General features: G+C 70.8%; 23 protein-coding genes and 1 pseudogene. 19 read left to right on the forward strand and 5 right to left on the reverse strand.

Translation table 11 applies throughout. The annotated features are described in order from the left end of the window. Positions 1–98: 98 nt before the first annotated feature. The 5 genes and pseudogenes from ACSMXV_RS05920 to ACSMXV_RS05940 form a co-directional block, all read left to right on the forward strand. The gene (locus tag ACSMXV_RS05920) at positions 99–1,505 is read left to right on the forward strand and encodes a lactonase family protein (RefSeq protein ID WP_473176647.1); all 1,407 of its coding nucleotides are present in this window, start codon (positions 99–101) and stop codon (positions 1,503–1,505) included. A 76-nt stretch (positions 1,506–1,581) separates the two neighbouring features. Next, positions 1,582–1,851 carry a hypothetical protein gene (locus ACSMXV_RS05925; RefSeq protein WP_473176648.1) on the forward strand — a complete coding sequence of 90 codons (270 nt, stop codon included), beginning with the start codon at positions 1,582–1,584 and terminating at the stop codon, positions 1,849–1,851. Then, positions 1,848–2,027: a hypothetical protein gene (locus tag ACSMXV_RS05930; protein WP_473176649.1), complete on the forward strand. Its 180-nt coding sequence runs from the start codon at positions 1,848–1,850 to the stop codon at positions 2,025–2,027. Before ACSMXV_RS05925 ends, ACSMXV_RS05930 begins: the two co-directional genes overlap by 4 nt. Before the next feature lie 20 nt (positions 2,028–2,047). Beyond that, the gene (locus ACSMXV_RS05935; protein WP_473176650.1) at positions 2,048–2,497 is read left to right on the forward strand and encodes a nuclear transport factor 2 family protein; all 450 of its coding nucleotides are present in this window, start codon (positions 2,048–2,050) and stop codon (positions 2,495–2,497) included. Positions 2,498–2,678: 181 nt separating this feature from the next. After that, a pseudogene (locus ACSMXV_RS05940) lies at positions 2,679–2,974 on the forward strand (transposase family protein); the annotation flags it as partial. Positions 2,975–3,043: 69 nt separating this feature from the next. On the opposite strand, the gene ACSMXV_RS05945 reads toward ACSMXV_RS05940, so the two are convergent. Next, positions 3,044–4,693, reverse strand: a complete 1,650-nt coding sequence (locus ACSMXV_RS05945) for an AMP-binding protein (protein ID WP_473176651.1) — start codon at positions 4,691–4,693, stop codon at positions 3,044–3,046. Next, positions 4,693–5,424 (reverse strand): maleylpyruvate isomerase N-terminal domain-containing protein, encoded by a 732-nt coding sequence (locus ACSMXV_RS05950; RefSeq protein WP_473176652.1) that lies wholly within the window; start codon positions 5,422–5,424, stop codon positions 4,693–4,695. Before ACSMXV_RS05950 ends, ACSMXV_RS05945 begins: the two co-directional genes overlap by 1 nt. 205 nt (positions 5,425–5,629) lie before the next feature. On the opposite strand from ACSMXV_RS05950, the gene ACSMXV_RS05955 reads away from it, so the two are divergent. Continuing rightward, positions 5,630–6,538, forward strand: coding sequence for a TIGR03619 family F420-dependent LLM class oxidoreductase (locus ACSMXV_RS05955; protein ID WP_473176653.1), 909 nt, complete (start codon positions 5,630–5,632; stop codon positions 6,536–6,538). A 23-nt stretch (positions 6,539–6,561) separates the two neighbouring features. Here ACSMXV_RS05955 and ACSMXV_RS05960 read toward each other — a convergent pair whose 3' ends face one another. After that, positions 6,562–7,338, reverse strand: a complete 777-nt coding sequence (locus ACSMXV_RS05960) for an enoyl-CoA hydratase/isomerase family protein (RefSeq protein WP_473176654.1) — start codon at positions 7,336–7,338, stop codon at positions 6,562–6,564. Between the two features lie 133 nt (positions 7,339–7,471). On the opposite strand from ACSMXV_RS05960, the gene ACSMXV_RS05965 reads away from it, so the two are divergent. Next, positions 7,472–8,818, forward strand: a complete 1,347-nt coding sequence (locus ACSMXV_RS05965) for an FAS1-like dehydratase domain-containing protein (RefSeq protein WP_473176655.1) — start codon at positions 7,472–7,474, stop codon at positions 8,816–8,818. Between the two features lie 91 nt (positions 8,819–8,909). On the opposite strand, the gene ACSMXV_RS05970 is transcribed toward ACSMXV_RS05965, so the two are convergent. Both ACSMXV_RS05970 and ACSMXV_RS05975 read right to left on the reverse strand, forming a co-directional pair. Next, entirely contained in the window at positions 8,910–9,386 is a 477-nt protein-coding gene (locus ACSMXV_RS05970) for a nuclear transport factor 2 family protein (protein WP_473176656.1), read from the reverse strand. A gap of 32 nt (positions 9,387–9,418) precedes the next feature. After that, on the reverse strand, positions 9,419–9,649 hold the full coding sequence (locus ACSMXV_RS05975) for a biotin/lipoyl-containing protein (RefSeq protein WP_473176657.1): 231 nt from the start codon (positions 9,647–9,649) through the stop codon (positions 9,419–9,421). 217 nt (positions 9,650–9,866) lie between these two features. On the opposite strand from ACSMXV_RS05975, the gene ACSMXV_RS05980 reads away from it, so the two are divergent. The 12 genes from ACSMXV_RS05980 to ACSMXV_RS06035 all read left to right on the forward strand — a co-directional run bounded on the left by ACSMXV_RS05980 (position 9,867) and on the right by ACSMXV_RS06035 (position 22,287). Then, positions 9,867–10,919: an acyl-CoA dehydrogenase family protein gene (locus ACSMXV_RS05980; RefSeq protein ID WP_473178839.1), complete on the forward strand. Its 1,053-nt coding sequence runs from the start codon at positions 9,867–9,869 to the stop codon at positions 10,917–10,919. Positions 10,920–10,931: 12 nt separating this feature from the next. Continuing rightward, positions 10,932–12,140: an acyl-CoA dehydrogenase family protein gene (locus tag ACSMXV_RS05985; RefSeq protein ID WP_473176658.1), complete on the forward strand. Its 1,209-nt coding sequence runs from the start codon at positions 10,932–10,934 to the stop codon at positions 12,138–12,140. 32 nt (positions 12,141–12,172) lie between these two features. Continuing rightward, positions 12,173–12,451 (forward strand): hypothetical protein, encoded by a 279-nt coding sequence (locus tag ACSMXV_RS05990; RefSeq protein ID WP_473176659.1) that lies wholly within the window; start codon positions 12,173–12,175, stop codon positions 12,449–12,451. 164 nt (positions 12,452–12,615) lie between these two features. Further along, positions 12,616–13,989 carry an aromatic ring-hydroxylating oxygenase subunit alpha gene (locus ACSMXV_RS05995; protein ID WP_473176660.1) on the forward strand — a complete coding sequence of 458 codons (1,374 nt, stop codon included), beginning with the start codon at positions 12,616–12,618 and terminating at the stop codon, positions 13,987–13,989. 41 nt (positions 13,990–14,030) lie between these two features. Next, the gene (locus ACSMXV_RS06000) at positions 14,031–14,348 is read left to right on the forward strand and encodes a 2Fe-2S iron-sulfur cluster-binding protein (protein WP_473178840.1); all 318 of its coding nucleotides are present in this window, start codon (positions 14,031–14,033) and stop codon (positions 14,346–14,348) included. 59 nt (positions 14,349–14,407) lie between these two features. After that, the gene (locus ACSMXV_RS06005; protein WP_473176661.1) at positions 14,408–16,033 is read left to right on the forward strand and encodes an FAD-binding protein; all 1,626 of its coding nucleotides are present in this window, start codon (positions 14,408–14,410) and stop codon (positions 16,031–16,033) included. Then, positions 16,030–17,532: a class I adenylate-forming enzyme family protein gene (locus tag ACSMXV_RS06010; protein WP_473176662.1), complete on the forward strand. Its 1,503-nt coding sequence runs from the start codon at positions 16,030–16,032 to the stop codon at positions 17,530–17,532. The genes ACSMXV_RS06005 and ACSMXV_RS06010 overlap by 4 nt, the downstream gene beginning before the upstream one ends. After that, positions 17,525–18,337 carry an enoyl-CoA hydratase gene (locus tag ACSMXV_RS06015; protein WP_473176663.1) on the forward strand — a complete coding sequence of 271 codons (813 nt, stop codon included), beginning with the start codon at positions 17,525–17,527 and terminating at the stop codon, positions 18,335–18,337. The genes ACSMXV_RS06010 and ACSMXV_RS06015 overlap by 8 nt, the downstream gene beginning before the upstream one ends. 33 nt (positions 18,338–18,370) lie before the next feature. Further along, on the forward strand, positions 18,371–19,561 hold the full coding sequence (locus tag ACSMXV_RS06020) for an amidohydrolase family protein (protein WP_473176664.1): 1,191 nt from the start codon (positions 18,371–18,373) through the stop codon (positions 19,559–19,561). A 157-nt stretch (positions 19,562–19,718) separates the two neighbouring features. Beyond that, entirely contained in the window at positions 19,719–20,645 is a 927-nt protein-coding gene (locus tag ACSMXV_RS06025) for a MaoC/PaaZ C-terminal domain-containing protein (protein WP_473176665.1), read from the forward strand. After that, positions 20,642–21,283: a TetR/AcrR family transcriptional regulator gene (locus tag ACSMXV_RS06030; RefSeq protein WP_473176666.1), complete on the forward strand. Its 642-nt coding sequence runs from the start codon at positions 20,642–20,644 to the stop codon at positions 21,281–21,283. Before ACSMXV_RS06025 ends, ACSMXV_RS06030 begins: the two co-directional genes overlap by 4 nt. Beyond that, the gene (locus ACSMXV_RS06035) at positions 21,280–22,287 is read left to right on the forward strand and encodes a TIGR03617 family F420-dependent LLM class oxidoreductase (RefSeq protein ID WP_473176667.1); all 1,008 of its coding nucleotides are present in this window, start codon (positions 21,280–21,282) and stop codon (positions 22,285–22,287) included. Before ACSMXV_RS06030 ends, ACSMXV_RS06035 begins: the two co-directional genes overlap by 4 nt. Positions 22,288–22,302 lie beyond the last annotated feature (15 nt).

The following is a 22,302-nucleotide window of genomic DNA, read 5'->3' on the forward strand; positions in this document are numbered from 1 at the left end:
TGGGATGTGCGCATGGGATGACCGCCCCCGCAGGGCGATTACGTCGACTCGACGTGCGCGCTTTCGTAAGAGTTGAATCAACTGGAGGATGCAAGACTATGAGTAAGAAAATGTCGCGGCGCATTTTCCTCGGAGCGACCGGAGCTGCCGCGACGGCGGCCGGACTCGGGACGTGGGCTGCTGAAGCGACCTCGGAGACGGAAGACGCGGCCGAGGGCCAGCTCTTCGCCTACGTGGGCAGGCAATGCAAGGAGGAGAACGGGGAAATTTCGGGGATCGGGTCAACAAAGGGCGGCGGCATCGACGTCTTCCGTGTGAACATGACCGACGGCTCGCTGAAGCTGGTCAGCTCGACCGGAAAGGAGTCCGCCGATCTGAACAGCGACGGCATCTGCGCCTCCGAGGATGGGAGTTTCGTCTACTGCGTCAACCGCACGTCGGCGCTCGGGCAGGTCCCTGGAACCGGAGGCGGGGTGTATGCCTTCGCCATCAACCGCGAAGACGGATCCCTGAAGCACCTGAATACCATCCCCTCGATGGGCTCCATGCCGGCCTCTGTCGGGATTGACAAGACCAACTCACGGGTCGTCGTCGGAAACCACGGTGCCACCTCCAGGGTGGCGCTGGTCAAGAAGAAAAATGGCGTACCCGTGATCGAGCGCCCGACAGACAGCGCTACGGTGGCGCTCTTTCCCGTGAACAAGGATGGCTCCCTCGAATCGGCCACGGACGCAGGTGTCTTTACCGATCCGCCTGCGCCGGGCGATGAGGACCTTGCCTCCCGCTCACTCTCGATGCCCCTGGGCCCGCAGGCGGGATTCCAGATCGGTCCCGCCTGCCACGGCATCGTCCTCGACCGCACGGAGCGTTGGGTCATCGCGACGGACAACGGATACGATCGCCTCTACGTCTACGGCTTCGACCCCGCCTCGCGTCAATTCAAGTCGGGCAAGTCGTACCCGTTGCCGCCTGGAAGGTCGCCGCGACACATCGTCGCGCATCCGCGCGTGCCGTACCTTTTCATGACAAACGAGAGCCAGCCGAGCGTCTCCGTATTCCACTTCGATTCCAGGACGGGTGTGCCGGAGCTCATCCAGACGGTCGCCACGATTCCGGGAGGCGATACGTCCGCGCCGCCCGCCAAGGCCCCAGGATCCGATTCTCCGGCAGGGCTCGGCAAGGAGGTATCGCCCACGGATATCCGCATCCACCCGAACGGGAAGTTCGTCTACAGCGCGAACCGCCACCTCAACGGTAAGGACACCATCGCCGTATTCGAAGTCGATGAGCGTACGGGGCGTCTGACGAGGGTGGATGTCGTGGAGACCGGCGGCAAGGGAAATAGGGAGTTCAATATCGAGCCCTCCGGTAAGTTTCTGTTCTCCTGCAATTCGGACTCCGACGACGTCATCTCGTACTCCGTGGATCCTAAGACGGGCAAGCTGACCCAGACGGCGAAGACCACCGTTCAACGTGTGTCTGTGATTACCTTCGCGATGATCTGAGGCCCATTCAGTACTCGAGAGCATCGGGCTGGGCCGGGCTCGTGACGGCTCAGCCCGAATCCACCGGAGGACGAGCATGGACTTCAATGTCGAGACCGCGACCGCGGCAGTCGTGGAGAGCTTCAGCGACGGAGTGGGAGGCCGCGACGCCGGGCAACGGACGCGGTCTCTTCCGCACCGACGACCAGGGCCGCTACTGGTTCCGTACCGTCCTCCCCTCCCACTACCCGATCCCCACCGACGGCCCGGCGATAAGGAGGACGCCGAGCGCTTCGGCACGACAACCCCCTTCGTCCACGCCGTCTTCGACATCGTCCTCGCCCCCGCCCCGGAGACAGCACCGTGACCGCACCGCCCTCGGTGCCCCCTCGCTCCCTGGCCGCCCTCGGCCTCACCGGGAGCGAACTCGCCCACGCAGCCGCCCAGGCGGAGCAGCAGCCCTGCGCCAACCCCCGCCCGGTCACCGGCGAAGCCGTCCACTCCCTGCTGGCAGAAGCCTTCGCCGGCACACTCACCCCCTGAAGAGATGAGGAAAGGCAGTCATGAACGTTTCGCGAACTCCGGTCGAGGTGTTCGAGGCATACGTGGCAGGTGTCAACAGCGGAGACATCGACGCGGTGATGGAACTCTTCGACGACGAGGTCACGGCTGCGGAAATGACCCGCGCCATTTGGGGAAAAGCCGGCGACAGCATGAAGGAAGTACTGCGCAATTACATCAACTCGGCGGTCATCCAGTCCGATGGATCGATCAAGGTCATCGGAGTGGTGACGGCCGACGAGTGGGTGTACGGCGTACTCGAGCTCCGGAGCCAGTTCGTGTCGTCGCTCGGTATCGAGCGCATCCGTGGGATCGACGAACTACAGGTGCAGAACGGGCTGATCACGGCGTTCCAGTTCATCCCAAGCGTGAACGACGAGCAGACGATGGTGTTCAGCCGCGCCGCCGGAGGTGGTGACATCCCTGGCCCTCCCGGGGAGGGCCAGGGATAGCGCACAGCCATGCGGGCGACCACCAGGCTCGGTGTGCCCATCGAGCCGACCCCGGCCTGTGCGGACAGGAGCAGCGGCCGTGGCTGATGGGCGCCGAGGTACGTCAGGCCGGGGCGCCGCCTGGTGGCACACCACCGCGTTCACCTGGTGGCGCAGTGCGCTGGTGGGTCGTTGGAATGGTGTGCGTGACGTCAACGAGCTTGTAGATGTGGTGATTTCGGGTCTGTCCCCGCTTGTCATCGAGCGAGTGGCCGACGAGGCGAGCTGATTGTGGTGCGGGCACGGACACCGCAGGACCCAGTGCCGTGCCCGGGCTGCGGGGTTGCGTCCGGGCGCGTGCACGGCTGTCACCTGCGGACGGTGGCCGATGTGTCGGTGGACGGTCGGCGGGTGGTGGTTCGTGTGCGGGTGCGGCGCCTGGTGTGTCGCACGCACGGCTGCCGTCACACCTTCCGCGAGCAAGTGCCCGGGGTGCTGGCGGGAACTCCTTCTCCTCCCTGTCCGCGACCCAGTACTGACCCGCCTGCACGACCAGGTCGGCCGGGATCAGCCGGCCTGCCGGACCGTGCCGTCGAGCAGTCGCTTGCGCAGGACGAACTTCTGCACCTTGCCGGAGGCGGTGCGCGGGAACTCGGCTGCCTCGTACAGGAATTCGGGCCACTTCTGCCGGGCGAGGCCGGCGGCCGCGAGGTGCCGGCGGATCTGGTCGAGGGTCGGGACGGGATGCCCGTCCAGCGGGCGCAGCACGGCTGCGGTGCGCTCGCCGAGCCGCTTGTCCGGGATACCGACGACACTCACCTCGGCGACCCCGTCGAGGGTGGCGACGAGCTCCTCTATCTCCTTGGCGCCGATGTTCTCGCCGCCGCGGATGATGATGTCGGAGACCCGGTCGGTGATGGTGAGGTAGCCGTCGTCGTCCAGAACGCCGATGTCGCCGGTGTGGTACCAGCCGTCGGCGTCCACAGCGGCGGCGGTCAGTTCGGGGTCGGTGTAGCCGAGGAACAGGTCGGGGCCGCGGCTGAGGATCTCGCCGTCGTCGGCGAGGCGGATCTCGTTGCCGGTGAGGGGGCGGCCGTCGGTGCCGAGCCGCTTCTCCTCCGGGTCGTCCAGGGAACAGCCGGTGATGGTGGGGTGTTCGGTGGAGCCGTACGCACGGAAGACGCCGACACCGAGGGCGGTGGCGCGGTCGGTGACGGCGCGCGGCACGGTGGAGCCGCCGAGCCCGGCGAACGGCATCAGCTTGACGTGCTCGGGAGTGAAGTCGGGGTGGTCGAGGAGGCTGGTGAGGAAGTAGGTGGAGCCGCCGTTGACGCCAAGGCCCTCGCCGGTCATCAGGCGCAGCACCTCACCGGGCTCCCACACGTCGATGAGGCTGATCGGCAGTCCGCGCCGCAACGGTACGACGAAGCCGTTGAGCAGGCCGGTGAAGTGGCCGACGGGGGCGCCGGTGAGCTGGGGCGGGCCGCCGTGCGGGTACATCTCATCGAGCTGGCGGGCCTCATGGCCGAGCGAGCGGTGGGTGTGCACGACGCCCTTGGGGTCGCGGGTCGTGCCGGAGGTGAAGCCGACGAGGGCGGGTGCGTCGGGGTCGACGGCAGCGGGCTCGGCGAGCGGATCCGCGTCGAGGAGATCAGCGAAGGGGGTGGCACCACGGGGCAGGGCGGCGGCCGGGGTGTCGCCGACGGTGAGCCAGAGGGGGCCGCCGTCGCCGGGCGCGGGCAGCAGCCGCCGGTACGTCTCCAGGTAGTCGACGCCGCGGAACCGTTCCGCCGTGACGACCAGGGACGGCCGGGTGGACCGCAGGATGTACCCAGCCTCCTTGGCACCGTAGAAGTGGACGATCGGGACGACGACGGCGCCGAGGTACGCGGCGGCGCAGAACGTCACGCCTGCCTCGGCCCAGTTGGGCAACTGGAGGACGATGACATCGCCGGGGCCGATGCCGCGGGCGCGCAGCGCTGCGGCCAGGCGGCGGGCGCTGTCGTCGATGTCGCGGCAGGTGCCGCGCCAGGGCCGGTGGGCCGAGTGCACGGTGAAGGGGGCGGACCGCATCCGGTGCATGCCGTCGGCGACGGTCCGCCCGAGCGTTACGCCGGTCCACCAGCCCTCGGCGCGGTAGCGGGCGGCGAGTTCGGCCGGTACGGTGCGCAGCTTCCACTCGTGTCCGGTCCGGCCGACGCCGTCGGAGGGTGCCATCACTTCCTGCCTTCCGGTGTGAGCGCGTTCCATGCCGCGACCTCGTCCAAGGGCCGTTCCGGGAGCGGGTAGCGGCCCACCAGGGTGCGCAGCAGCGTGCGGTCGCCGGTGGCGGGCAGCGCGTCGAGCTGGGTGGCGGAGCGGCGGCAGGCGAGCAGCCGGGTCAGCTCCCAGTCGTCGGCGAGCCGCACCTCCAGGGCGGTGGCCGGGCCACCGATGACGACGTCGCTCGTCGGCGTCCGCAGCCGTACCCCCGGGCCGTCGTCCCCGAACGGCCGGAGCCCGCTGACGTGATCGACGAGACACGGCAGGACGGCGGTCAGGCCGGAGCCGTGGTCGGTGGCGGCCGGGCCGACGGCGGCACGCAGGTCCTGCTCGTGTGTGACGGCGTCGACGACCAGGCCGGGGCCGACCCGGCCGCGCAGACGCTCGCGGAGCACGGGGAGCGTCAGCGCCCACTCCTCCCCCAGCTCGTGCCAGGAGTGCCGTTCGCGCTTGCGGACCTCCTCGTCGATCCAGCCCTGGATGTCCTTGGGCAGGGGCTGCGCGGAGGCGAGCCAGGACGCGGTCCCGACCACGTGCGCGACGAGGTTCCGGGCGGTCCAGGCGGGGCACGCCGGAACGGGCAGCGCGGGGTCGGCGCTCGTGCTGGCCAGGCGGAGCAGCCGAATGGCGGCGTGCTCGTACGCGCTGAACAGGGCCTGGCCGTCCGGCAATTCGGGGTCTGTCATGGGGGCCTGCTCCTTGTCGGTGCGGTGGCTGGGCGGGGGGCTCACGCGGCGGGCGGCCTCCTCGGGGACGACGGGGTGCGGTGTTCGACGACTCCTGCTGGCTTAATTTTCTAATCTTAGCTATCTATGACGTAGTTGCCATCGGCGTCAACCCTTCCGACGCCGCTGCATCGCCCCGTCCGACAACAGGAATTGAGGGACCGCCATGCGCTTCTACGTGGACCACCCCAACCCGGACGGCGACTGGGCCGATCCCGCCGTCATGGCCGCCTTCGCCCGGGCCGCAGAGGAGGCGGGCGTCGAGGCGATAGCCGTGAGCGATCACCCGGCCCCCTCGCGCAAGTGGCTCGACCACGGCGGCCACAGCACGTTCGACCCGTTCGCCGCCCTGTCCTTCCTCGCCGCCGCAACGTCCACCATCCAGCTGATGACCAACCTCACGGTGGTCCCGTACCGCAACCCGTTCCTGCTCGCGAAGTCGATGACCTCGCTGGACGTCCTCTCCGGCGGGCGAGCCCGGTTCATCCTGGGCACGGGCTATCTGCGCTCGGAGTTCGCGGCGCTCGGCGTCCCGTTCGAGGAGCGCAACGCACGGTTCGACGAGGGTGTGCAGGTGCTGCGCGGACTGTGGGCCTCGCCTTCGGAGTTCCACCACGACGGGTCGGACGTCACCGCGCGCGGGGTGACGCTCTCGCCGCCACCGGTGCAGCGGCCGCATCCGCCGCTGTGGGTGGGCGGCAACGCGCGGCTGTCGCGGCAGCGTGCGGCACGCTGGGCGAGCGGCTGGGCGCCGCTCACGAACGGCGGGGCCGCGGTGGCGACGACGGCGCGGACCGCCGTGATCACCTCGGACGCGCAACTCGCTGCCCAGATCGAGGAGATCAGGGGTTGGGTGGGCGAACAGGGCCGCGATCCGGACGCTTTCGACGTCGCCTCGTCGGGTGTGGCGGAGCCGCAGCCGGGCGCGAGTGCGGACGAGTGGCTGGACCACCTCGCCCGACTGGAGAAGCTGGGCGTCACATGGACGCCCGTCCCGGTCGACACGTCCTCGCCGGGCGCGGCCACGGACGGGCTGCGGGCGTTCGGCCGGGACGTGATCGCCCGGGCACGCTGACCCGGACGCAGGGACGCAGGCCGTCAGCGCCGGAATGCCGCCTGCCCGCCGCGCGCCTTCGCCAGCTCCACGAAGGCGCGGCCCTCGGTGCGCAGGACGGCGTCTGGATCGGACTCCAGGGCGTTGTCGCGGAACATGCCCTTGGTCAGGCGTACTTGGCGGGCCGGGAAGCCCGCGATGGTGTCGGCGATCCCGACTGCCGCCTCCAGCAGCTCGTCGTCGTCCACGACGGACGTCACCAGTCCGATCCGCTCGGCTTCCGCCGCGTCGACGGTGCGTGCCCGCAGGCAGAGGTCGACGGCCCGTCCCTGGCCGACGAGGCGCGGCAGCAGCGCGGAGCAGCCCAGCTCCGGCATGACGCCGAGCCGCAGGAAGGGGAAGGAGAAGGTCGCCGAGCGGGCCGCGATACGGATGTCGGCGGCGAGCAGGTGGGTGACACCGAGCCCGACGGCCGGGCCGTTGACCGCGGCGACCACCGGCTTCGACTCCCGCAGGAGATGCAGCCAACTGTCGCCGGGCGTCATGGCGAGGGAGCCTACGTTCGGGCGCCGGCCGCTCGCGTCCGGCGGCTCGGGCGGGGCTTTGACGTCGACGCCGGCGCTGTAGTGCGTACCGGTGGCGGTCAGCAGCAGCGCGCCAACCGTCTCGGCGGCGTTGGCACGGCGGACGGCGGCGACCACCTCCCGGTAGACGGGCACGCTCCAGGCGTTGCGGCGCTCGGGCCGGTCGACCGTGACGATCGCGACGCGGCCGCGCTCGGTGTAGCGGATGTGCTCGGGCTGGTGCGTGCCGGTGCTCATGTGCCCCCCGGGGTGCCTGCTCGATGGCCTCTTGCGGCGGCCACCAACATTAGTCCATCTTATCTATGATAGACATCATCGCCCTTTCGCGGGGATGCGAGCCCGCCGCGAGGCAGCCAGCTGGAGGAAGCCCGTGCCCGACCCCGACTTCGGCCGCATCACCGACGAGAAGATCGAGCGGCTGCGCAGCCGTATCGGCGTCGACCTCGACCCGGCGAACTTCGAACCGCCTGCGTCCGGTGAAATCCGTCCAGATCACACGGAGTTCACCGGCTTCAATCACCAGGTCACTGCGGACGGCGTCCGTCACTTCGTGCACGGCTACGGCGACGACAATCCGCTGTACTGCGAAACCGGCCACGCGGCGAAGACCTCCTGGGGCACCCTTATCGCCCCGCCCACCTTCGCCTGGACGATGTATCTGCCGCCCGCCGACACCGACGTCACCTACCGGGGTGGCGACGAACCACCCCGCCGACTCCGACCCGAGCTCCAGCCGCTCTTCGACGGCGACCCGCTGCGCGGCACGGGCGCGCTCCAGTCCCGCCTGGAGTACGAGTTCTACCGGCCGCTGCGTGAGGGCGACCGGCTGTTCGCCAAGCGATCCCTGCTCGCCGTCGAGGACAAGCGCAGCAGCTGGGGTGGCCGGGCCGTGCACGTCACCTGGGGCCTGGTGACCTGGAACCAGTACGGCGAGACCGTCCACCTGCAGCGCGGCACCTGGATCCGCGCGGAACGCCGGCCGGCTGGGTCGTCCGCCGGCCGCAAGTCCGTACAGCCCGCCGCCGAGCCCTACACCCAGGAGCAGCTCGACGCGATCGACGCCGCCTACGCGGCCGAGGCCGAGCGCGGGCGGCGCGGGGCGGTGCCCCGGTACTGGGAGGACATCGAGGTAGGCGAGGAACTTCCGCCCCTGGTCAAGGGGCCGCTGCGGCTCACCGACGTCATCCTGTGGCACGCCGGCTTCGGCCAGGCGTTCCCCACCTACGCCTTCCGCCGTGCCTGGGAGAAGCGGCGCCAGACGCCGGGCCTGTACACGCCGAACGAGTACAACGTCCCGGACATCGTGCAGCGGATGCACTGGGACGCGGACTGGGCGCGCAAGGTCGGCGCGGCCGAGCGCTACGACTACGGGGCGCTGCGCGAGACCTGGCTGTGCCAGCTGCTGGGCGACTGGGCGGGCGACGAGAGCTGGGTGAGCAGTCTGGACGTCGAGCACCGCAAGTTCAACTACATCGGCGACACGACCTGGGTGAAGGGCAGGGTCACCGGCAAGACGCGCACCAGCGCCGGGCTGCGCGTCCAGCTGGAGGTGTGGTGCGAGAACCAGCGCGGCGAGGTGACCTCCCCGGCCACCGCGGAACTCGCCCTGCCGTCCCGCACAGCACCGCTGAGGCTGCCGTCCCCGGGCCATGACGATCCCCTGGACCTCCTGCGCGCGGAGACCGAGCGGCTCGGCCCGGCCGGCCGGGGCGCGTGAGCGTGTGGTGTGCCGCGCCCCCAGGCGGCGCGGCACACCACAGCGGTCCCCTCGCCTGCCCCGTACCGCCCCTCGTCGTTTCGGGGGCCGCTCAGCCCAGCGGTGACGTCGCGAACGGGACGGGGTCCTCGCCGTGGGTGTCGGAGCGGAAGATGCGTTTCCTGAAGCGCCAGCCCTGCTCTGTCCTTACCAGGTAGTCCTCGTAGACGCCCGAGCCGGACACCTCCCAGGGCGCGTCGGCGTTCGCCCGGGACACCCAGAACATGTAGCCCGAGGCGAGGGCGCCCTCGTCGGTCCGCTGGATCACGTACGAGGTGTTGAAGTGGCGCATCCCCTTCGACTGGCTGTCGCGGAGTTTCTCGTAGAACCCGACGAGTTTCTCGCGCCCTTCGAGGGTGTAGTGGCCGATGATGTCGAAGACCGCGTCGTCGGTGAAGAGCCAGGACGCGTTGCGCGGCGAGCCGGGATCGACGTCGCGGGCGTAGAGGCCGTAGAGCTGGCTGATCTCGATGTAGTCGGCGGGCGGGAGGCCCGGGTCGCCGGATGCGGGCAGGGTGTCGATGGCCATCGCTGTCGTGGTCCTTCCTTCTGGGATCAGGATCAGCCGATCTCGCCGACGACGGTGCCCACCGGGTACGTCTCCTCCGGCTGGGCCTTGATCGTCAGAGTTCCGGCGACCGGTGCCTCGATCTCGGTCTCGGTCTTGTCGGTGGCGAGGACGTAGACGGCCTGGCCGGCCTGGACCGTCTCGCCGTCCTCGACCAGCCACTCGGTGAGTTCCCCCTCGGTCATGGCCACCCCGAGCTGGGGGATGGCTAGCTCCGTCGCCATGCACCGTTCCTTTCGGTCGACGTGCCGACAGGGCGGCCACAGCACGCCCTCGGCGCCTGGTTCTCCGGCTGCCGGGGCATGGCGACCCCCACTAGGTCAATGATATCTATGTTAGATATCACGAACTCTGACGCTCACCCTGATCGCTGTCAAGGACGGGGAACGGACCCGGAGTTGACCGCATCGACACCGGACGGAGGGCCTGATCCGCTTGAACGTGTACGAGCTGCGCCGCAACGATCCATCGCTGGACGAGGAACAGCAGGCGGTACGCGAGGTCTTCGCGGACTTCTTCGCCCGCGAGAGCCCCACCCCGGTGGTCCGCGCCGCCGAACCACTCGGCTTCAACCGCGGACTGTGGTCGAAGCTGCTGGGGCTGGGGGTGGCCGCCATGGGCCTGCCGGCCGAACTCGGCGGCGACGACGCCACCTTGGTGGACCTGGCGATCGTCGCCGAGGAGTGGGGCCGGCGCATCGCCCCGGTGCCGCTCGCCGGACACATCACCGCGACCCGCCTGCTGGGCCGCCTGGACGCACCGGCCGACGTGCTCGACGAGGCCCGGAGCGGACGTCGCATCACCACCCTGGCGCTGTCCCCGGTGTTTCCGGGCGGGCCGGCCCAGCTCGTCCCGGACGCGGCCGCAGCGCCCGACGTCATCGCGCTCGCCGGCGACGAACTCGCCCTGCACCGCGCGAGCGAGCCCGCCAAGCACGTCCCGAACCAGGGCTGCACACCACTCGGCCGCTGGTCGCCCGAGGATGCGCCGGACGGCCGGACCGTCCTGGCCGGCGGCCCCGCCGCGCACGCCGCACACGCGCGGGCCGTCGCCGAGTGGAAGCTGCTGACGGCCGCCGGGCTCGTCGGCCTCGCGGCCGAAGCCCTCGCGCTCGGCGTCGAGTTCGCCAAGACCCGCGAGACGATGGGCGTCCCGATCGGCACCCTGCAGGGCGTCGCCCACCCGCTCGCGGATACCGCCATCCAGATCACCGGCGCACGCACCCTCGTCCACAAGGCGGCCTGGCTCACCGAGAACGAGCCGGGCACCCACCCCGGCCTGCCCCTGATGGCCCACATCACCGCCCGCCGCGCCGCCACGCTCGCCACGACGACGTCCGTGCACGTCCAGGGCGGCCTCGGCTTCACGACGGAGGCGGACGTCAGCCTCTACTTTCTGCGGGCGAAGGGCTGGGGTGCCCTCGCCGGCGACCCGACGGCGGACTTGACGGGCATCGGAGCACGGCTCGTCGCGGCAGCGGCGCTGGGCGTCTGAGAGGAGACGGGCATGGACTTCGGAATCGTCGAACTGACCGAGGAACAGCTGGCGTTCGCGAGGGAGCTGCGGGCCTTCCTGGACGAGACCGTCACGGATCAGGTGCTCACCGAGGAGGCGGAGACCGGGGCCGGATTCAACGAGCAGGTCCATCTGGCGCTCGGCGCGCGTGGCTGGCTGATGCCCGAGCGGCCGCCGGCAGAGGGCGGTGCGGGGCTCGACCCGGTCTGCTGCCGCCTGCTCGAGCTCGAGCTGGAGCGCTACCGGGTACCGACCATCACGGCCGGGACGACCGGGCTGGTCTGGCAGGCCGTCGAACGGTACGCGCGGCCGGAACTGCGCGAGGCCCTGCGCCCGCGCGTCGCGGCCGGCGAGGTGCGCTTCTGCCTCGGTTACACGGAGCCGGACGGCGGCTCGGACATCGCAGCCGCCAAGCTCAGGGCCATCCGGGACGGCGACGACTGGATCCTCGACGGCTCGAAGATGTTCACCACCGGCGCCCAGAACTGCCAGTACACCTTCCTCCTCACGCGCACCGACCCGGACCGGCCCAAACACAAGGGCCTGACGATGTTCCTGGTCCCGCTCGACCTCCCGGGCATCGAGATCCAGGGCATCCGCGCCTTCAGCGGCGAGCGCACCAACCTCGTCTACTACGACGGCGTGCGCCTGCCCGACCGCTACCGGCTCGGCGAGGTCAACGAAGGCTGGACGGTGCTGCACGGCCCGCTCGACGCCGAACACGGCCAGGGCGCGCCGACCGGGCTCGGCGATCTGTCGCGCGGCGATCCCTTCCTCCGTGTCCTCGCCTGGGCACTCGACGACGCCGCCGCATGGGCCGCGCGTCCCGGCCCCGACGGGCGGCGCCCGGCCGACGACCCGACCGTACTGCTCCGCCTCGGCGAGGTGGCCACCGCCCTGGAGGCCGGCCTGTGCACGGCCGGCCCGGAGGGCCGGGTCAAGGGCTCGGAGGTCCTGATCGAAGCCTCCGCCGAGCTCATCGACCTGATCGGACCGGCCGCCCTGCTCCCACCAGGCACGGACGGCGCCCCTGGCGACGGCGCGATCGAACACGCCCACCGCTTCGCCCAGGGCACGGCCACCTACGGCGGCACGCTGGAGGTCTTCCGCAACGTCATCGCCCAGCACACCCTCGGCCTCCCCCGCCCGTCCTACCCCGGCAGCCGGCGCTTCCTCCCGGCCGGGCGCCGCGCGGAATGACGCCCGCCCCACGACGAAAAGGAGTCCTGGCCATGCCCCGTCTCTGGAGCAAGAACGGCCGCCCGCTGACGTTCGAGGGCAACGAGGTCTGCACACCGTCCGGCGCGCCGGTGGGCCACGTCAAGGGCGACCGGGTGTTCCGCCACGACGACGGGACGTACGTCGGCACGTTGGTCGGCGAGCGCCTCGTCTACCGCAGCTACGACGCCGACGGCCCAGACCGCCCCTACACCCGCACCGTCACCGAGCCCGCGACCGACCCCGCTCCCCCGTCCCGCACCTGGGGCGACGAGCCGATGCTGCCCGAGTGACATCGGGCCGAGGCAACGCCTCTCGCCCGCATGGACAGCACACGGATCGGCAGAACACGGATCGGCACAGCACCGGTCGCCGGCACACGTATTGACAGCACACCACCGCACTGCAAGATTGCAATCATAGATATCTTAGAGATCCTTGGAGGGGGCGATCGGGCATGGCTGAATCGACCGAGCGAGCGACCGGGACCGTGTCACCCGGGACGGAACCGGACACCTCGAAGGTGCCCTACCGGATCGAGGACGATCTGCTGATCCCGGCCGAGCGCTACTACGACCCGGTGTTCTTCGAGGCCGAGAAGAAGCTCTGGATGCACTCCTGGCAGCACGCCTGTCACGAGTCGGAGATCCCCGAGCCCGGCGACTTCACCGAGTACCGCATCCTCGATCAGTCGGTGATGCTCATCCGCCAACAGGACGGCAGCGTCAGGGCGTTCTACAACGCCTGTCGGCACCGCGGCACCGCGCTGGCCTGCGGCACCGGCACCTTCCAGGGCGACCAGGTGGTCTGCCCCTTCCACGGCTGGCGCTGGAACCTGGACGGCACCAACTCCTACGTCTACAGCCGCTCCGGGTTCCGCCCCGACACCGTCGAGCAGTCCGAGCTGGACCTGCCCGAGATCCGCACCGGCCTCAAGTGGGGCTTCGTCTGGATCAACTTCGACCCCGACGCGATCTCGCTGGAGGAGAACTTCGCGGGCGCCGACCAGGCCCTGGACCCGCACGGCTTCGAGAAGATGCACGTCAAGTGGTGGCACCAGATCGAGTTCCAGGCCAACTGGAAGATCGCCCACGAGGCGTTCCTCGAGGCGTACCACATCATGCAGGCCCACCCCGAGATGGCGCTGTTCCTGCGCGACGACGCCTACAACGCCTACCCGATGGCCCGTTACGGCGCGAACCCGGCCCGCGGCCACATGTGGACGGACCCCCGCAAGCCGCTGCTCGGGACGGAGCCGGAGCCGGACGGGCCGCAGCCCTCCCCCGCGCAGCACTTCGTCGCCCAGCTCCGGGTGCAGTGGCAGGGCGCGCGGTCGATGGCGACGGAGCAGCAGCTGGAGATCGCCGAGGAGCTCGTCGACAAGCTGTCGTCCGACGAATTCTTCGCGGAGTTCTTCAAGCGCGTGTACATGGACGCGGCCGCGCGCGGCATCCCGATGCCGCCGCGCACGGAGGAGATGACCGGGCACTGGGCGACGTTCCCGTCCTTCACCGGCGTCGTCGTGATCGGCACCGCGCTCGCTTACCGCGCCCGCCCGCACCCCACCGACCCCAACAAGTGCGTCTACGACTTCTGGGCGCTGGAGATCCCGCCGGAGGGCACCGAGGTCACCCGGCCGCAGATAGCCGCCGATGACGCTCCCAGCTGGGACGATCTGTGGTTCGTGCAGCAGGACGCGAGCAACATCGAGCGGATGCAGATCGGTATCCGGGCCAGGACACACACCCACAACCGGCTCGGCATCGACCTGGAACGCATGATCACCAACTGGCACCGGCACCTGGACCGGCTGCTGGCCGAGCACCTGTGAACCCGCAGCCGCGAACGGCCCGGCCCACCCACTCCGTGCGGGTGGAGCCGGCGGGTGTGACGGTCGAGGTCAGGCGCGGCGAGACTCTCTTCTCCGCCGCGCTGCGGGCGGGCTACGACTGGCCGTCCATCTGCCTCGGCCAGGCCACCTGCACGCACTGCCACGTCCGGCTGCTCGCGGGCGCGGAGCACGTCCGCGAGGGCGCCGACGACAACGAGCGGCGGGTGCTCCAGCGGGTGGCGCGCCGCCTCTACGGAGGAGAGGCGGACGGCGTCCGTCTCGCGTGCCGGCTGCGCACCGACGGCGACCTCGTCGTCGAACAGGCCACGTTCCGCGGGGAGAAGCGGACCGGCGGCTGAGCCACCGGACCACTCGCCACCGCAGGAAGCCCCCGATCGAAGCGACAGGGAGCACAGGCATGGCACACACGTCGGCCTCGTCCGGCTACGACGTCATCATCATGGGTTTCGGCGCGACGGGGGCCTGTGCGGCCATCGAGGCCGCCGACGCCGGGGCCCGCGTCCTCGTCCTGGACCGCGGCTACGGGGGCGGGGCGAGCGGGCTCTCCGGCGGGGTCGTCTACGCCGGCGGCGGCACCGCCCAGCAGCGGGCCGCCGGGCAGGACGACAGCCCGGAGAACATGTACCGCTATCTGCGGCAGGAGGTGCGCGACGTCGTGAAGGACGAGACGCTGCGCCGGTTCTGCGAGCAGAGCGCGCCGACCGTGACCTGGCTGGAGCGGCAGGGGGCGGAGTTCCGGGGCACGCTGTGCCCGTACAAGACCTCGTACCCGACCGACCGGCACTACCTCTACCACTCGGGCAACGAGAAGGCCTGGCCGTACACGGAGGAGGCGAAGCCCGCCGCGCGCGGCCACCGGCAGGTGGCTCCGGGGCTGGCCTCCGGCCAGTATCTGCTGCGGGCGCTGATGGGTTCGGCGCAGCGCAAGGGGGTGGAGTTCCGGCCGCAGAGCCGGGTGCACTCGCTGATCGTCGAGGACGGCCGGGTGGCGGGCGTGAGTTATCGCGGCGCGGACATCGGCGGCCGGTTCGGGGAGCGGCACCGGCAGCTCACCAAGTGGGCGGAAAAATTCGGGAATTGGTACCCGCCACTGGGCGCGAAGTTCGCGGCGCGGGCCGAAGCGCTGTGGCAGCGGGAGGCCACCGAGCGGGAGGCGCGCGGGCGGACGGTGATCCTGGCCGCCGGCGGTTTCGTCTTCAACCAGGAGATGCGGCGGGAACACGCGGGCGGCTACCGGGACATCCAGCCGCTCGGCACGGTCGGCGACGACGGCACCGGGATCCATCTGGGCCTCGACGCGGGCGGCAGCGTCGCCCACCTGGAGCGGATGACGGCCTGGCGGTTCCTGTCGCCGCCGAGCGCGATGCTGCAGGGCATCACGGTCGGGGTCTCCGGGCAGCGCATCGCCAACGAGGACCTCTACGGCGCGACGCACTCGCACATCATGGTCACCGAGCACGCCGCGCAGGGCCGCCTGATCCTGGACGCCCGGCAGTGGAAGCTGGTCCGCTCGCAGATCAGGGAACAGACGCTGAGCTTCCAGCGGGCGCAGACCATCTACCTGATGACCAAGGGCCATGTGAAGGCCGGCAGCATCGAGGCGCTGGCGGCGAAGACCGGCGTCGACGCCGCGGGCCTGCGCCGCAGCGTCGACGCGTACAACGACGGCATCACCTCCGGAAAGGGCGACCCGGCGCACAAGGCGCGCGAGCTCTGCTCCCCGATCGTCGAGGCGCCGTTCTACGCCATCGACATCTCGGTGAAGAACGCCCGCTTCTTCCCGGCCCCCGGGCTGACCCTGGGCGGGCTGCGGGTCGACGAGGAGAGCGGGGAGCTGCTGGACACGCAGGGCGGAACGGTGCCCGGCGTGTACGCGGCCGGGCGCACCGCCGTCGGCATCTGCTCCAACAGCTACATCAGCGGCCTGTCCCTCGCCGACTGCGTCTTCTCCGGCCGCCGCGCCGGGGTCCACGCGGCGGCCACCGCCCAGGCAGACAAGGCGGACAAGGGGGACGGGCAGTGAGCGAGGTGTCCTTCGGGCGCCGGTTGAGCCTGCTCGCAGCCGAGGCCCCGGACCGGGTGGCGGTGGTCTTCGCCGCCCGGAACGGCTCCGAGATCCCGGTGACGCTCAGCGAACTCGACCGGCGCTCCAACCAGGTGGCGCGCGCGCTCGCCGAGCACGGGGCCGGCCAGGACGACGTCGTGGCGGTGGGCCTCGGCAACAATCCGCTGCATCTGTTCACCACCTTCGGCGCCTGGAAGGCCGGCGCCTCCGTCCTCCCCCTCCGGCACGATCTGCCGGCCTGGGAGGCGGGACGCCTGCTGGACGCGGTCAAGCCGCGGGCGGTCGTGGCGGACTGGCCGGATCTCGGCGACCGCGCCCTGCCCTCCGGCTGGGTCACCGGCGCCACCATCACCCTCTCCGACGCCCCCGTACCGGACCGGACCCCGCACTGCGCCAGCATGATCGCGACATCCGGCTCGACCGGCCTTCCCAAGGTCGTCCAGGTCCCCAGCCCCGCCACCTACAGCGACGAGCCCGATCCCTCCGCGATGGTCCCGCCCGCCGGCTCCGTCTTCCTCACGGCCTGCCCGCTTTACCACGCCAACGGCTTCCGGTTCTGCTATCCGCCCATCCTGCGTGCCAACAAGGTCGTCCTGATGGAGAAGTTCGACGCGGAGCGCGCCATGCAGCTGACCGAGCGGCACGGCGCCACCCACACCACCATGGTGCCGACGATGCTGCAGCGCATCGTGCGCCTGAAGAACGCGCGCGACTTCGACCTGAGCAGCCTGCGCCAGCTCATCTACGGTGCCGCGCCGCTGCCCGACTGGATCGTCCACGAGCTGTTCGAACTGATCCCGCCGTCCGTCTTCGCTCTGGTCTACGGCTCCAGCGAGAACGTCGGCGTCGTCATGTGCGACGGCGACGCGTGGCTGGAGCGGCCGGGCACGACGGGCCGTCCCTTCGACTGCGAGCTGCGGATCACCGGCCCCGACGGCCGCGAGCTGCCGACCGGCGAGACGGGCGAGATCCGGCTGCGGCCGCACCGTCCCGGCACCCCCTTCACGTACCTGGGCGCCGAGACCCCGCCGCCTGACGCGGACGGCTACTGGACCCTGGGCGACCTCGGCCACGTGGACGAGGACGGCTACCTCTACATCGCCGACCGCCGCCACGACCTGATCATCAGCGGCGGTGCCAACGTCTACCCGGCGGAGGTCGAGGCCGCGCTCAGCGAGCATCCGGACGTCGCCGACACCGTGGCGATCGGGCTGCCCGACGCCGAGTGGGGTCGGCGCGTGCACGCGCTCGTGCAGCTCATCCCGGGCGCGAAGGCCGACGAGGAGGCCCTGCGGACGCACTGCCGCGAGCGGCTGGCCGCGTTCAAGGTGCCCAAGTCCTTCGAGGTGCTCGACGCCGTCCCGCGGACCAGCGCGGGCAAGATCAACCGTTCCGCGCTGGTGGCCCAGCGCACCCGGCCGACGCCGGACGACAGGCCAGGGAGCAGCCATGGTTGAGAGTTTCATCGATTACGAGGTGAGCGAGCGGATCGCCACCATCACGCTCGACCGCCCGCAGGCGGCCAACGCGCAGACACTCGGTCTCCTCGACGAACTGGACGCGGCCTGGCGCCGGGCGGCCGACGACCCGGACGTCCGCGTGATCGTCCTGCAGGCCAACGGCAAGCACTTCTCGGCCGGGCACGACATCAAGGAGGTCGGCGGCGCGGGCGAACGGCCCGAGTGGACCCTGGCGGGGATCTACGAGACGGAGGCCCGGCGCTTCCTGGAGTACTCGCTGCGCTGGCGCAACGTGCCGAAGCCGTCGATCGCGGCAGTGCAGGGCGTGTGCATCTCGGGCGGGCTGCTGCTGTGCTGGCCGTGCGACCTGATCGTCGCGGCCGAGAACGCGGTCTTCTCCGACCCGGTGGTCAACATGGGGATCGGCGGGGTGGAGTACCACGGGCACACCTGGGAGTGGGGTGCGCGCAAGGCGAAGGAGATGCTCTTCACCGCGCGCGGCATGGACGCCCGCGAGGCGGAACGGCTCGGGATGGTCAACCGCGTCGTGCCGCTGGCCGAGCTGCGCGCCGAGACCCGCGCCCTCGCCGCCGAGATCGCGACGAAACACCCCTTCGCGCTGCGCCAGGCCAAGCGCGCCGTCAACCAGACGCTGGACGTGCAGGGCTTCTACGCGGCCGTGCAGTCCGTCTTCGACATCCACCAGACCGGCCACGGCCACGCGCTGAGCGAGTCCGGTCTGCCGATCCTGATGCTGCTCGACGAGATGAAGGCCGGCATCTCGGCCACCACGAAGCACTGACCTATTCAGCCATAAACGCGGAGGAATGTGCACATGACGTCCGTCGACTTCCCGGTGTTCGACGCCGACAACCACCTCTACGAGACCGAGGACGCCTTCACCCGGAACCTCCCGTCCGCCCACAAGAACCTGTTCCGCTTCGTGGAGATCGGCGGGCGTAAGAAGCTCGTCGTCCGCGACCAGCTCACCGAGTTCATCCCGAACCCGACCTTCGAGGTGGTCGCCAAGCCCGGCGTGCACAAGGCCTTCTACTCGGGCGACAACCCGGAGGGCAAGTCGCTGCGCGAGCTGACGGGTGAACCGATGCGCTCGATCCCGGCGTTCCGCGCGCCCGGCCCGCGCCTGGAACTCCTCGACAAGCAGGGCGTGCACGCCAGCGTCATGATCCCCACCCTGGCGAGCCTGATCGAGGAGCGGCTGAAGGACGACCCGGCGCTGACGATGGTCGCGCTGCGCGCCTTCAACGACTGGCTGTACGAGGACTGGACGTACAACTACCAGGACCGGATCTTCCCCACGCCGATCATCACGCCGTGCGAGCTTGAGCAGGGCATCGCCGAGCTGAACCGGGTCCTGGAGCGGGGCGCGAAGGCGGTCCTGATGCGGCCGGGTCCGGTCGCCGGCCTGCGCGGCACCCGCTCCCCGTTCCTCCCGGAGTTCGACCCGTTCTGGGCGCGCGTCCAGGAAGCGGGCATACCGGTGCTGCTGCACGCCTCGGACAGCGGCTACCAGGACTACCTCAACACCTGGGAGGGCCGCACCGGCGAGTACGTCGCCTTCAAGCCGAAGACCTTCGCGTACGTCGCGGACGGCGGGCGCACCATCCAGGACACCTTCGCCTCGGCGATCTGCCACGGCATGCTGGACCGCTTCCCGGGCGTGCGCCTGGTGAGCGTGGAGAACGGCGGCAGTTGGGTACCCCAGTTCGTCAAGAACCTCGAAGCGGCCTGGAAGAAGATGCCGCGCGAGTTCGCCACGCACCCTGTCGAGCTCTTCCGCCGCAACGTATGGATCAACCCGTTCTGGGAGGAGTCCCTGGACGGCCTCATCGACCTGATGGGCGCCGACCGCGTCTGCTTCGGCTCCGACTACCCGCACCCCGAAGGGCTCGGCGAACCCCTGGAGTTCCTGGACGAGGCCGGCCACCTCGACAAGGCCGACCTCCAGAAGATCATGTCGGACAACATGTTCGAGCTGGTGGGCGTCGCGCGGCCTGCCCACTGAGCGACGCAGTCCGACCGGATTGCACGCGCCCTCGCACGCGCCCTCCTCTAACGGCCCAGGGTCGGCTCTTCTGCCGGCTCACGGCCGAACAGATGGCTCCCGACTATTTACAGACGGATTTCGTCCACAATACTGTCGGCGCCGGAGAGGAGCTCGCATGTCGATGAACCTCGGGGCCGTTGGGCAGGAGTGGGACGCTGGTGAGCGCAGATGGGCGTCGCGGGACGCGATCCTGTACGCCCTCGGAGTGGGCGCCGGAGCACCGGATCCGCGGGCCGAGCTGTCGTACGTCACCGAGAACGCGTGGCAGGTCGACCAGCAGGTACTGCCAACGTTCGCGGCGGTGCTCGGCCTGGTGGCCGGCGGCCCGCCGCTGGGCACCTTCGACCCGTCCCGGCTGAGCCGGGCGGCGCAGAAGGTCGAGCTGTCCGGACCGCTGCCCGCCCACGGCCGGGTACGGGTGACCGCACGCGTCGACGCGATCCACGACCTGGGCCGCGACGCGCTCGTCGTCACCCGCTCCACGCTCCGCGACGCCGGCTCGGGCCGGGTGGTGGCCACGGTGAGCGCGGGCGACACCGTCCGGGGCTGCGGAGGCTTCGGCGGCCCGCGTCCTGGCAGCTCACGTCCCGGCAGTCCGCGTCCCGGCAGCTCACGTCCCGGCGACAGGACGGACCCACACGCCGAGCGGTGCTCGCCCGCCGGCCCCGCCCCCACCCGCGCCCCCGACCACACCATCACCTGCCCGACCCGCCCCGACCAGGCCCTGCTCTACCGGCTCAGCGACGACCCCGACCCGCTCCACTGCGACCCGTGGTTCGCCAACCTGTCCGGCTACGAGCAGCCGATCCTGCACGAGCGGTGCACCTACGGCATCACCGGTCGCGTCCTGCTGCACACCCTGTGCGGCTCGGACCCGGCGCGCTTCGGCGCGATGTCCGCACGGTTCGCCGCGCCGGTCGTGCCGGGCGACGAACTGACCGTGCGGGTCTGGGAACTGGCCGACGGGGTCTGCCGGTTCACGACCGCGGCCGGCGAGACGACCGTCCTCGACCACGGCATCTTCACCAGGAGGTCCCCGTGACGCGACGCGGCCGCCCCCAAGACCCCGATCTCGAAGCCCGGGTCCATGCGGCGGCGCTCGATCTGTACGGCCAGGTCGGCTGGGCCGGGTTCACGCTCGACGCGGTGGCCCGCCAGGCGCAGGTGGGCAAGGCGGCGCTGTACGGGCGCTGGGGAAGCAAGGAGAAGCTGATCGCCGATGCCCTGTCGGCCGGTCTCCCCCGCCCCTCCGCGCTGCGCCTCGCGGGCAAGGAGCCCAGCACGATCCGCGACGACCTGCTCTGGCTGGCCCACCACATCCTGGACGGCTTCATCGACCGCCACGGGCTGGTCCTGCTGCGGGCGCAACTGGAGGCCCAGGTGTACCCCGAGTTGTTCGGCAAGGCGCTGGAGGAGCTCCAGCGCGAGCGCATCGAGAGCGGCCGGGTCGCCGTGCGCGCGGCGATCGAACGCGGGGAGCTGCCGCCCGGCACCTCCCCGGCGCTGCTCCTGGATGCCGTCACGGGCATTCTGACCAGCCGTGTCCTGGCGATGCCGGTGAGCAGGATGCCCGCGCTCGCCGAGGAGAAGGAGAAGTTCGCGACGGAGACCGTCGACTTCGTGCTCGCCGCCGTCGGCCACCACGGGCACCACGGACCGGGCGGAGGCGCCGCGTCATGAGGATCGACACCAACCTGAAGAGCCTCGGCGAGGCGGTCACGCAGGTCAGAGACGCCGAGACGGCCGGGTACGACACGGCCTGGGCGAGCGAGGTCGCGCAGGATCCGTTCCTGCCGATCGCGGCCGCGGCCGGGGCGTCGGAACGGATCGAGCTGGGCACGGCGGTGGCGGTGGCGTTCGCGCGCTCGCCGATGACCGTCGCCTACAGCGCGGACGCGCTCCAGCGGCACTCCGGCGGCCGGTTCCTGCTCGGGCTCGGCTCGCAGGTCAAGGCGCATGTGGAGCGGCGATTCTCGATGCCGTGGGACCGGCCGGCGGCCCGGATGCGTGAGTATGTGCTCGCGCTGCGGGCGATCTGGGAGTCCTGGCACGGCGGCACCCCGCTCGACTTCGACGGCGAGTTCTACCGCCACACCCTGATGCCGCCGGAGTTCGTCCCTCCGCCGCACGGGCACGGGCCGCCGAAGGTGCTGCTCGCCGGGGTCGGGGAGCGGATGACGCAGGTGGCGGGCGAGGTCGCCGACGGCTTCTTCTGCCACAGCTTCACCACCGGGCGCTGGCTGCGGGAGCGGACGCTGCCCGCCCTGCGCGCGGGCCGCGAACGCGCCGGCGGGACGCTCGCCGGCTTCGACATCGCGGCGGTGCCGGCCATCGTGACGGGCACCGCCGAGGAGATCGAGACTGCGCTGCCCGCCGTACGCGGACGCATCGCGTTCTACGCCTCGACGCCCGCCTACCGGGCCGTCCTCGACCTGCACGGCTGGGGGGACGTCGGCGAGGAGCTGACCGAGCTGTCCAGGTCGGGCCGCTGGGAGGCGATGGCCGGGCTGGTGACGGACGAGATGCTCGACGCCTTCGCGGTCGTCGCGAGCCCGCGGGAGCTCCCCGGAAGGATCACGGAGCGCTTCTCGGGGCTCGTCACCCGCATCTCTTTCACGCCGCCGGCGAGTCTCGGCCCGAAGGAGACGGCCGAGCTGGTCGCGCGGCTGCGGACCGCCTGCTGAACCGCGCCGGCCTGC

The sequence above is a fragment of the Streptomyces sp. DSM 42067 genome, from assembly GCF_055792885.1.

Excerpts from the sequence above, each read along its gene's own strand:
- ACSMXV_RS05935 (WP_473176650.1), top strand. The coding sequence starts at position 2,048 with ATGAACGTTTCGCGAACTCCGGTCGAGGTGTTCGAGGCATACGTGGCA.
- ACSMXV_RS05995 (WP_473176660.1), top strand. The coding sequence starts at position 12,616 with ATGGCTGAATCGACCGAGCGAGCGACCGGGACCGTGTCACCCGGGACG.
- ACSMXV_RS05970 (WP_473176656.1), bottom strand. The coding sequence starts at position 9,386 with ATGGCCATCGACACCCTGCCCGCATCCGGCGACCCGGGCCTCCCGCCC.
- ACSMXV_RS05990 (WP_473176659.1), top strand. The coding sequence starts at position 12,173 with ATGCCCCGTCTCTGGAGCAAGAACGGCCGCCCGCTGACGTTCGAGGGC.
- ACSMXV_RS06015 (WP_473176663.1), top strand. The coding sequence starts at position 17,525 with ATGGTTGAGAGTTTCATCGATTACGAGGTGAGCGAGCGGATCGCCACC.
- ACSMXV_RS06025 (WP_473176665.1), top strand. The coding sequence starts at position 19,719 with ATGTCGATGAACCTCGGGGCCGTTGGGCAGGAGTGGGACGCTGGTGAG.
- ACSMXV_RS06035 (WP_473176667.1), top strand. The coding sequence starts at position 21,280 with ATGAGGATCGACACCAACCTGAAGAGCCTCGGCGAGGCGGTCACGCAG.
- ACSMXV_RS05950 (WP_473176652.1), bottom strand. The coding sequence starts at position 5,424 with ATGACAGACCCCGAATTGCCGGACGGCCAGGCCCTGTTCAGCGCGTAC.
- ACSMXV_RS05925 (WP_473176648.1), top strand. The coding sequence starts at position 1,582 with ATGGACTTCAATGTCGAGACCGCGACCGCGGCAGTCGTGGAGAGCTTC.
- ACSMXV_RS05975 (WP_473176657.1), bottom strand. The coding sequence starts at position 9,649 with ATGGCGACGGAGCTAGCCATCCCCCAGCTCGGGGTGGCCATGACCGAG.
- ACSMXV_RS06005 (WP_473176661.1), top strand. The coding sequence starts at position 14,408 with ATGGCACACACGTCGGCCTCGTCCGGCTACGACGTCATCATCATGGGT.
- ACSMXV_RS05945 (WP_473176651.1), bottom strand. The coding sequence starts at position 4,693 with ATGGCACCCTCCGACGGCGTCGGCCGGACCGGACACGAGTGGAAGCTG.
- ACSMXV_RS05920 (WP_473176647.1), top strand. The coding sequence starts at position 99 with ATGAGTAAGAAAATGTCGCGGCGCATTTTCCTCGGAGCGACCGGAGCT.
- ACSMXV_RS05960 (WP_473176654.1), bottom strand. The coding sequence starts at position 7,338 with ATGAGCACCGGCACGCACCAGCCCGAGCACATCCGCTACACCGAGCGC.
- ACSMXV_RS05955 (WP_473176653.1), top strand. The coding sequence starts at position 5,630 with ATGCGCTTCTACGTGGACCACCCCAACCCGGACGGCGACTGGGCCGAT.
- ACSMXV_RS06020 (WP_473176664.1), top strand. The coding sequence starts at position 18,371 with ATGACGTCCGTCGACTTCCCGGTGTTCGACGCCGACAACCACCTCTAC.
- ACSMXV_RS05985 (WP_473176658.1), top strand. The coding sequence starts at position 10,932 with ATGGACTTCGGAATCGTCGAACTGACCGAGGAACAGCTGGCGTTCGCG.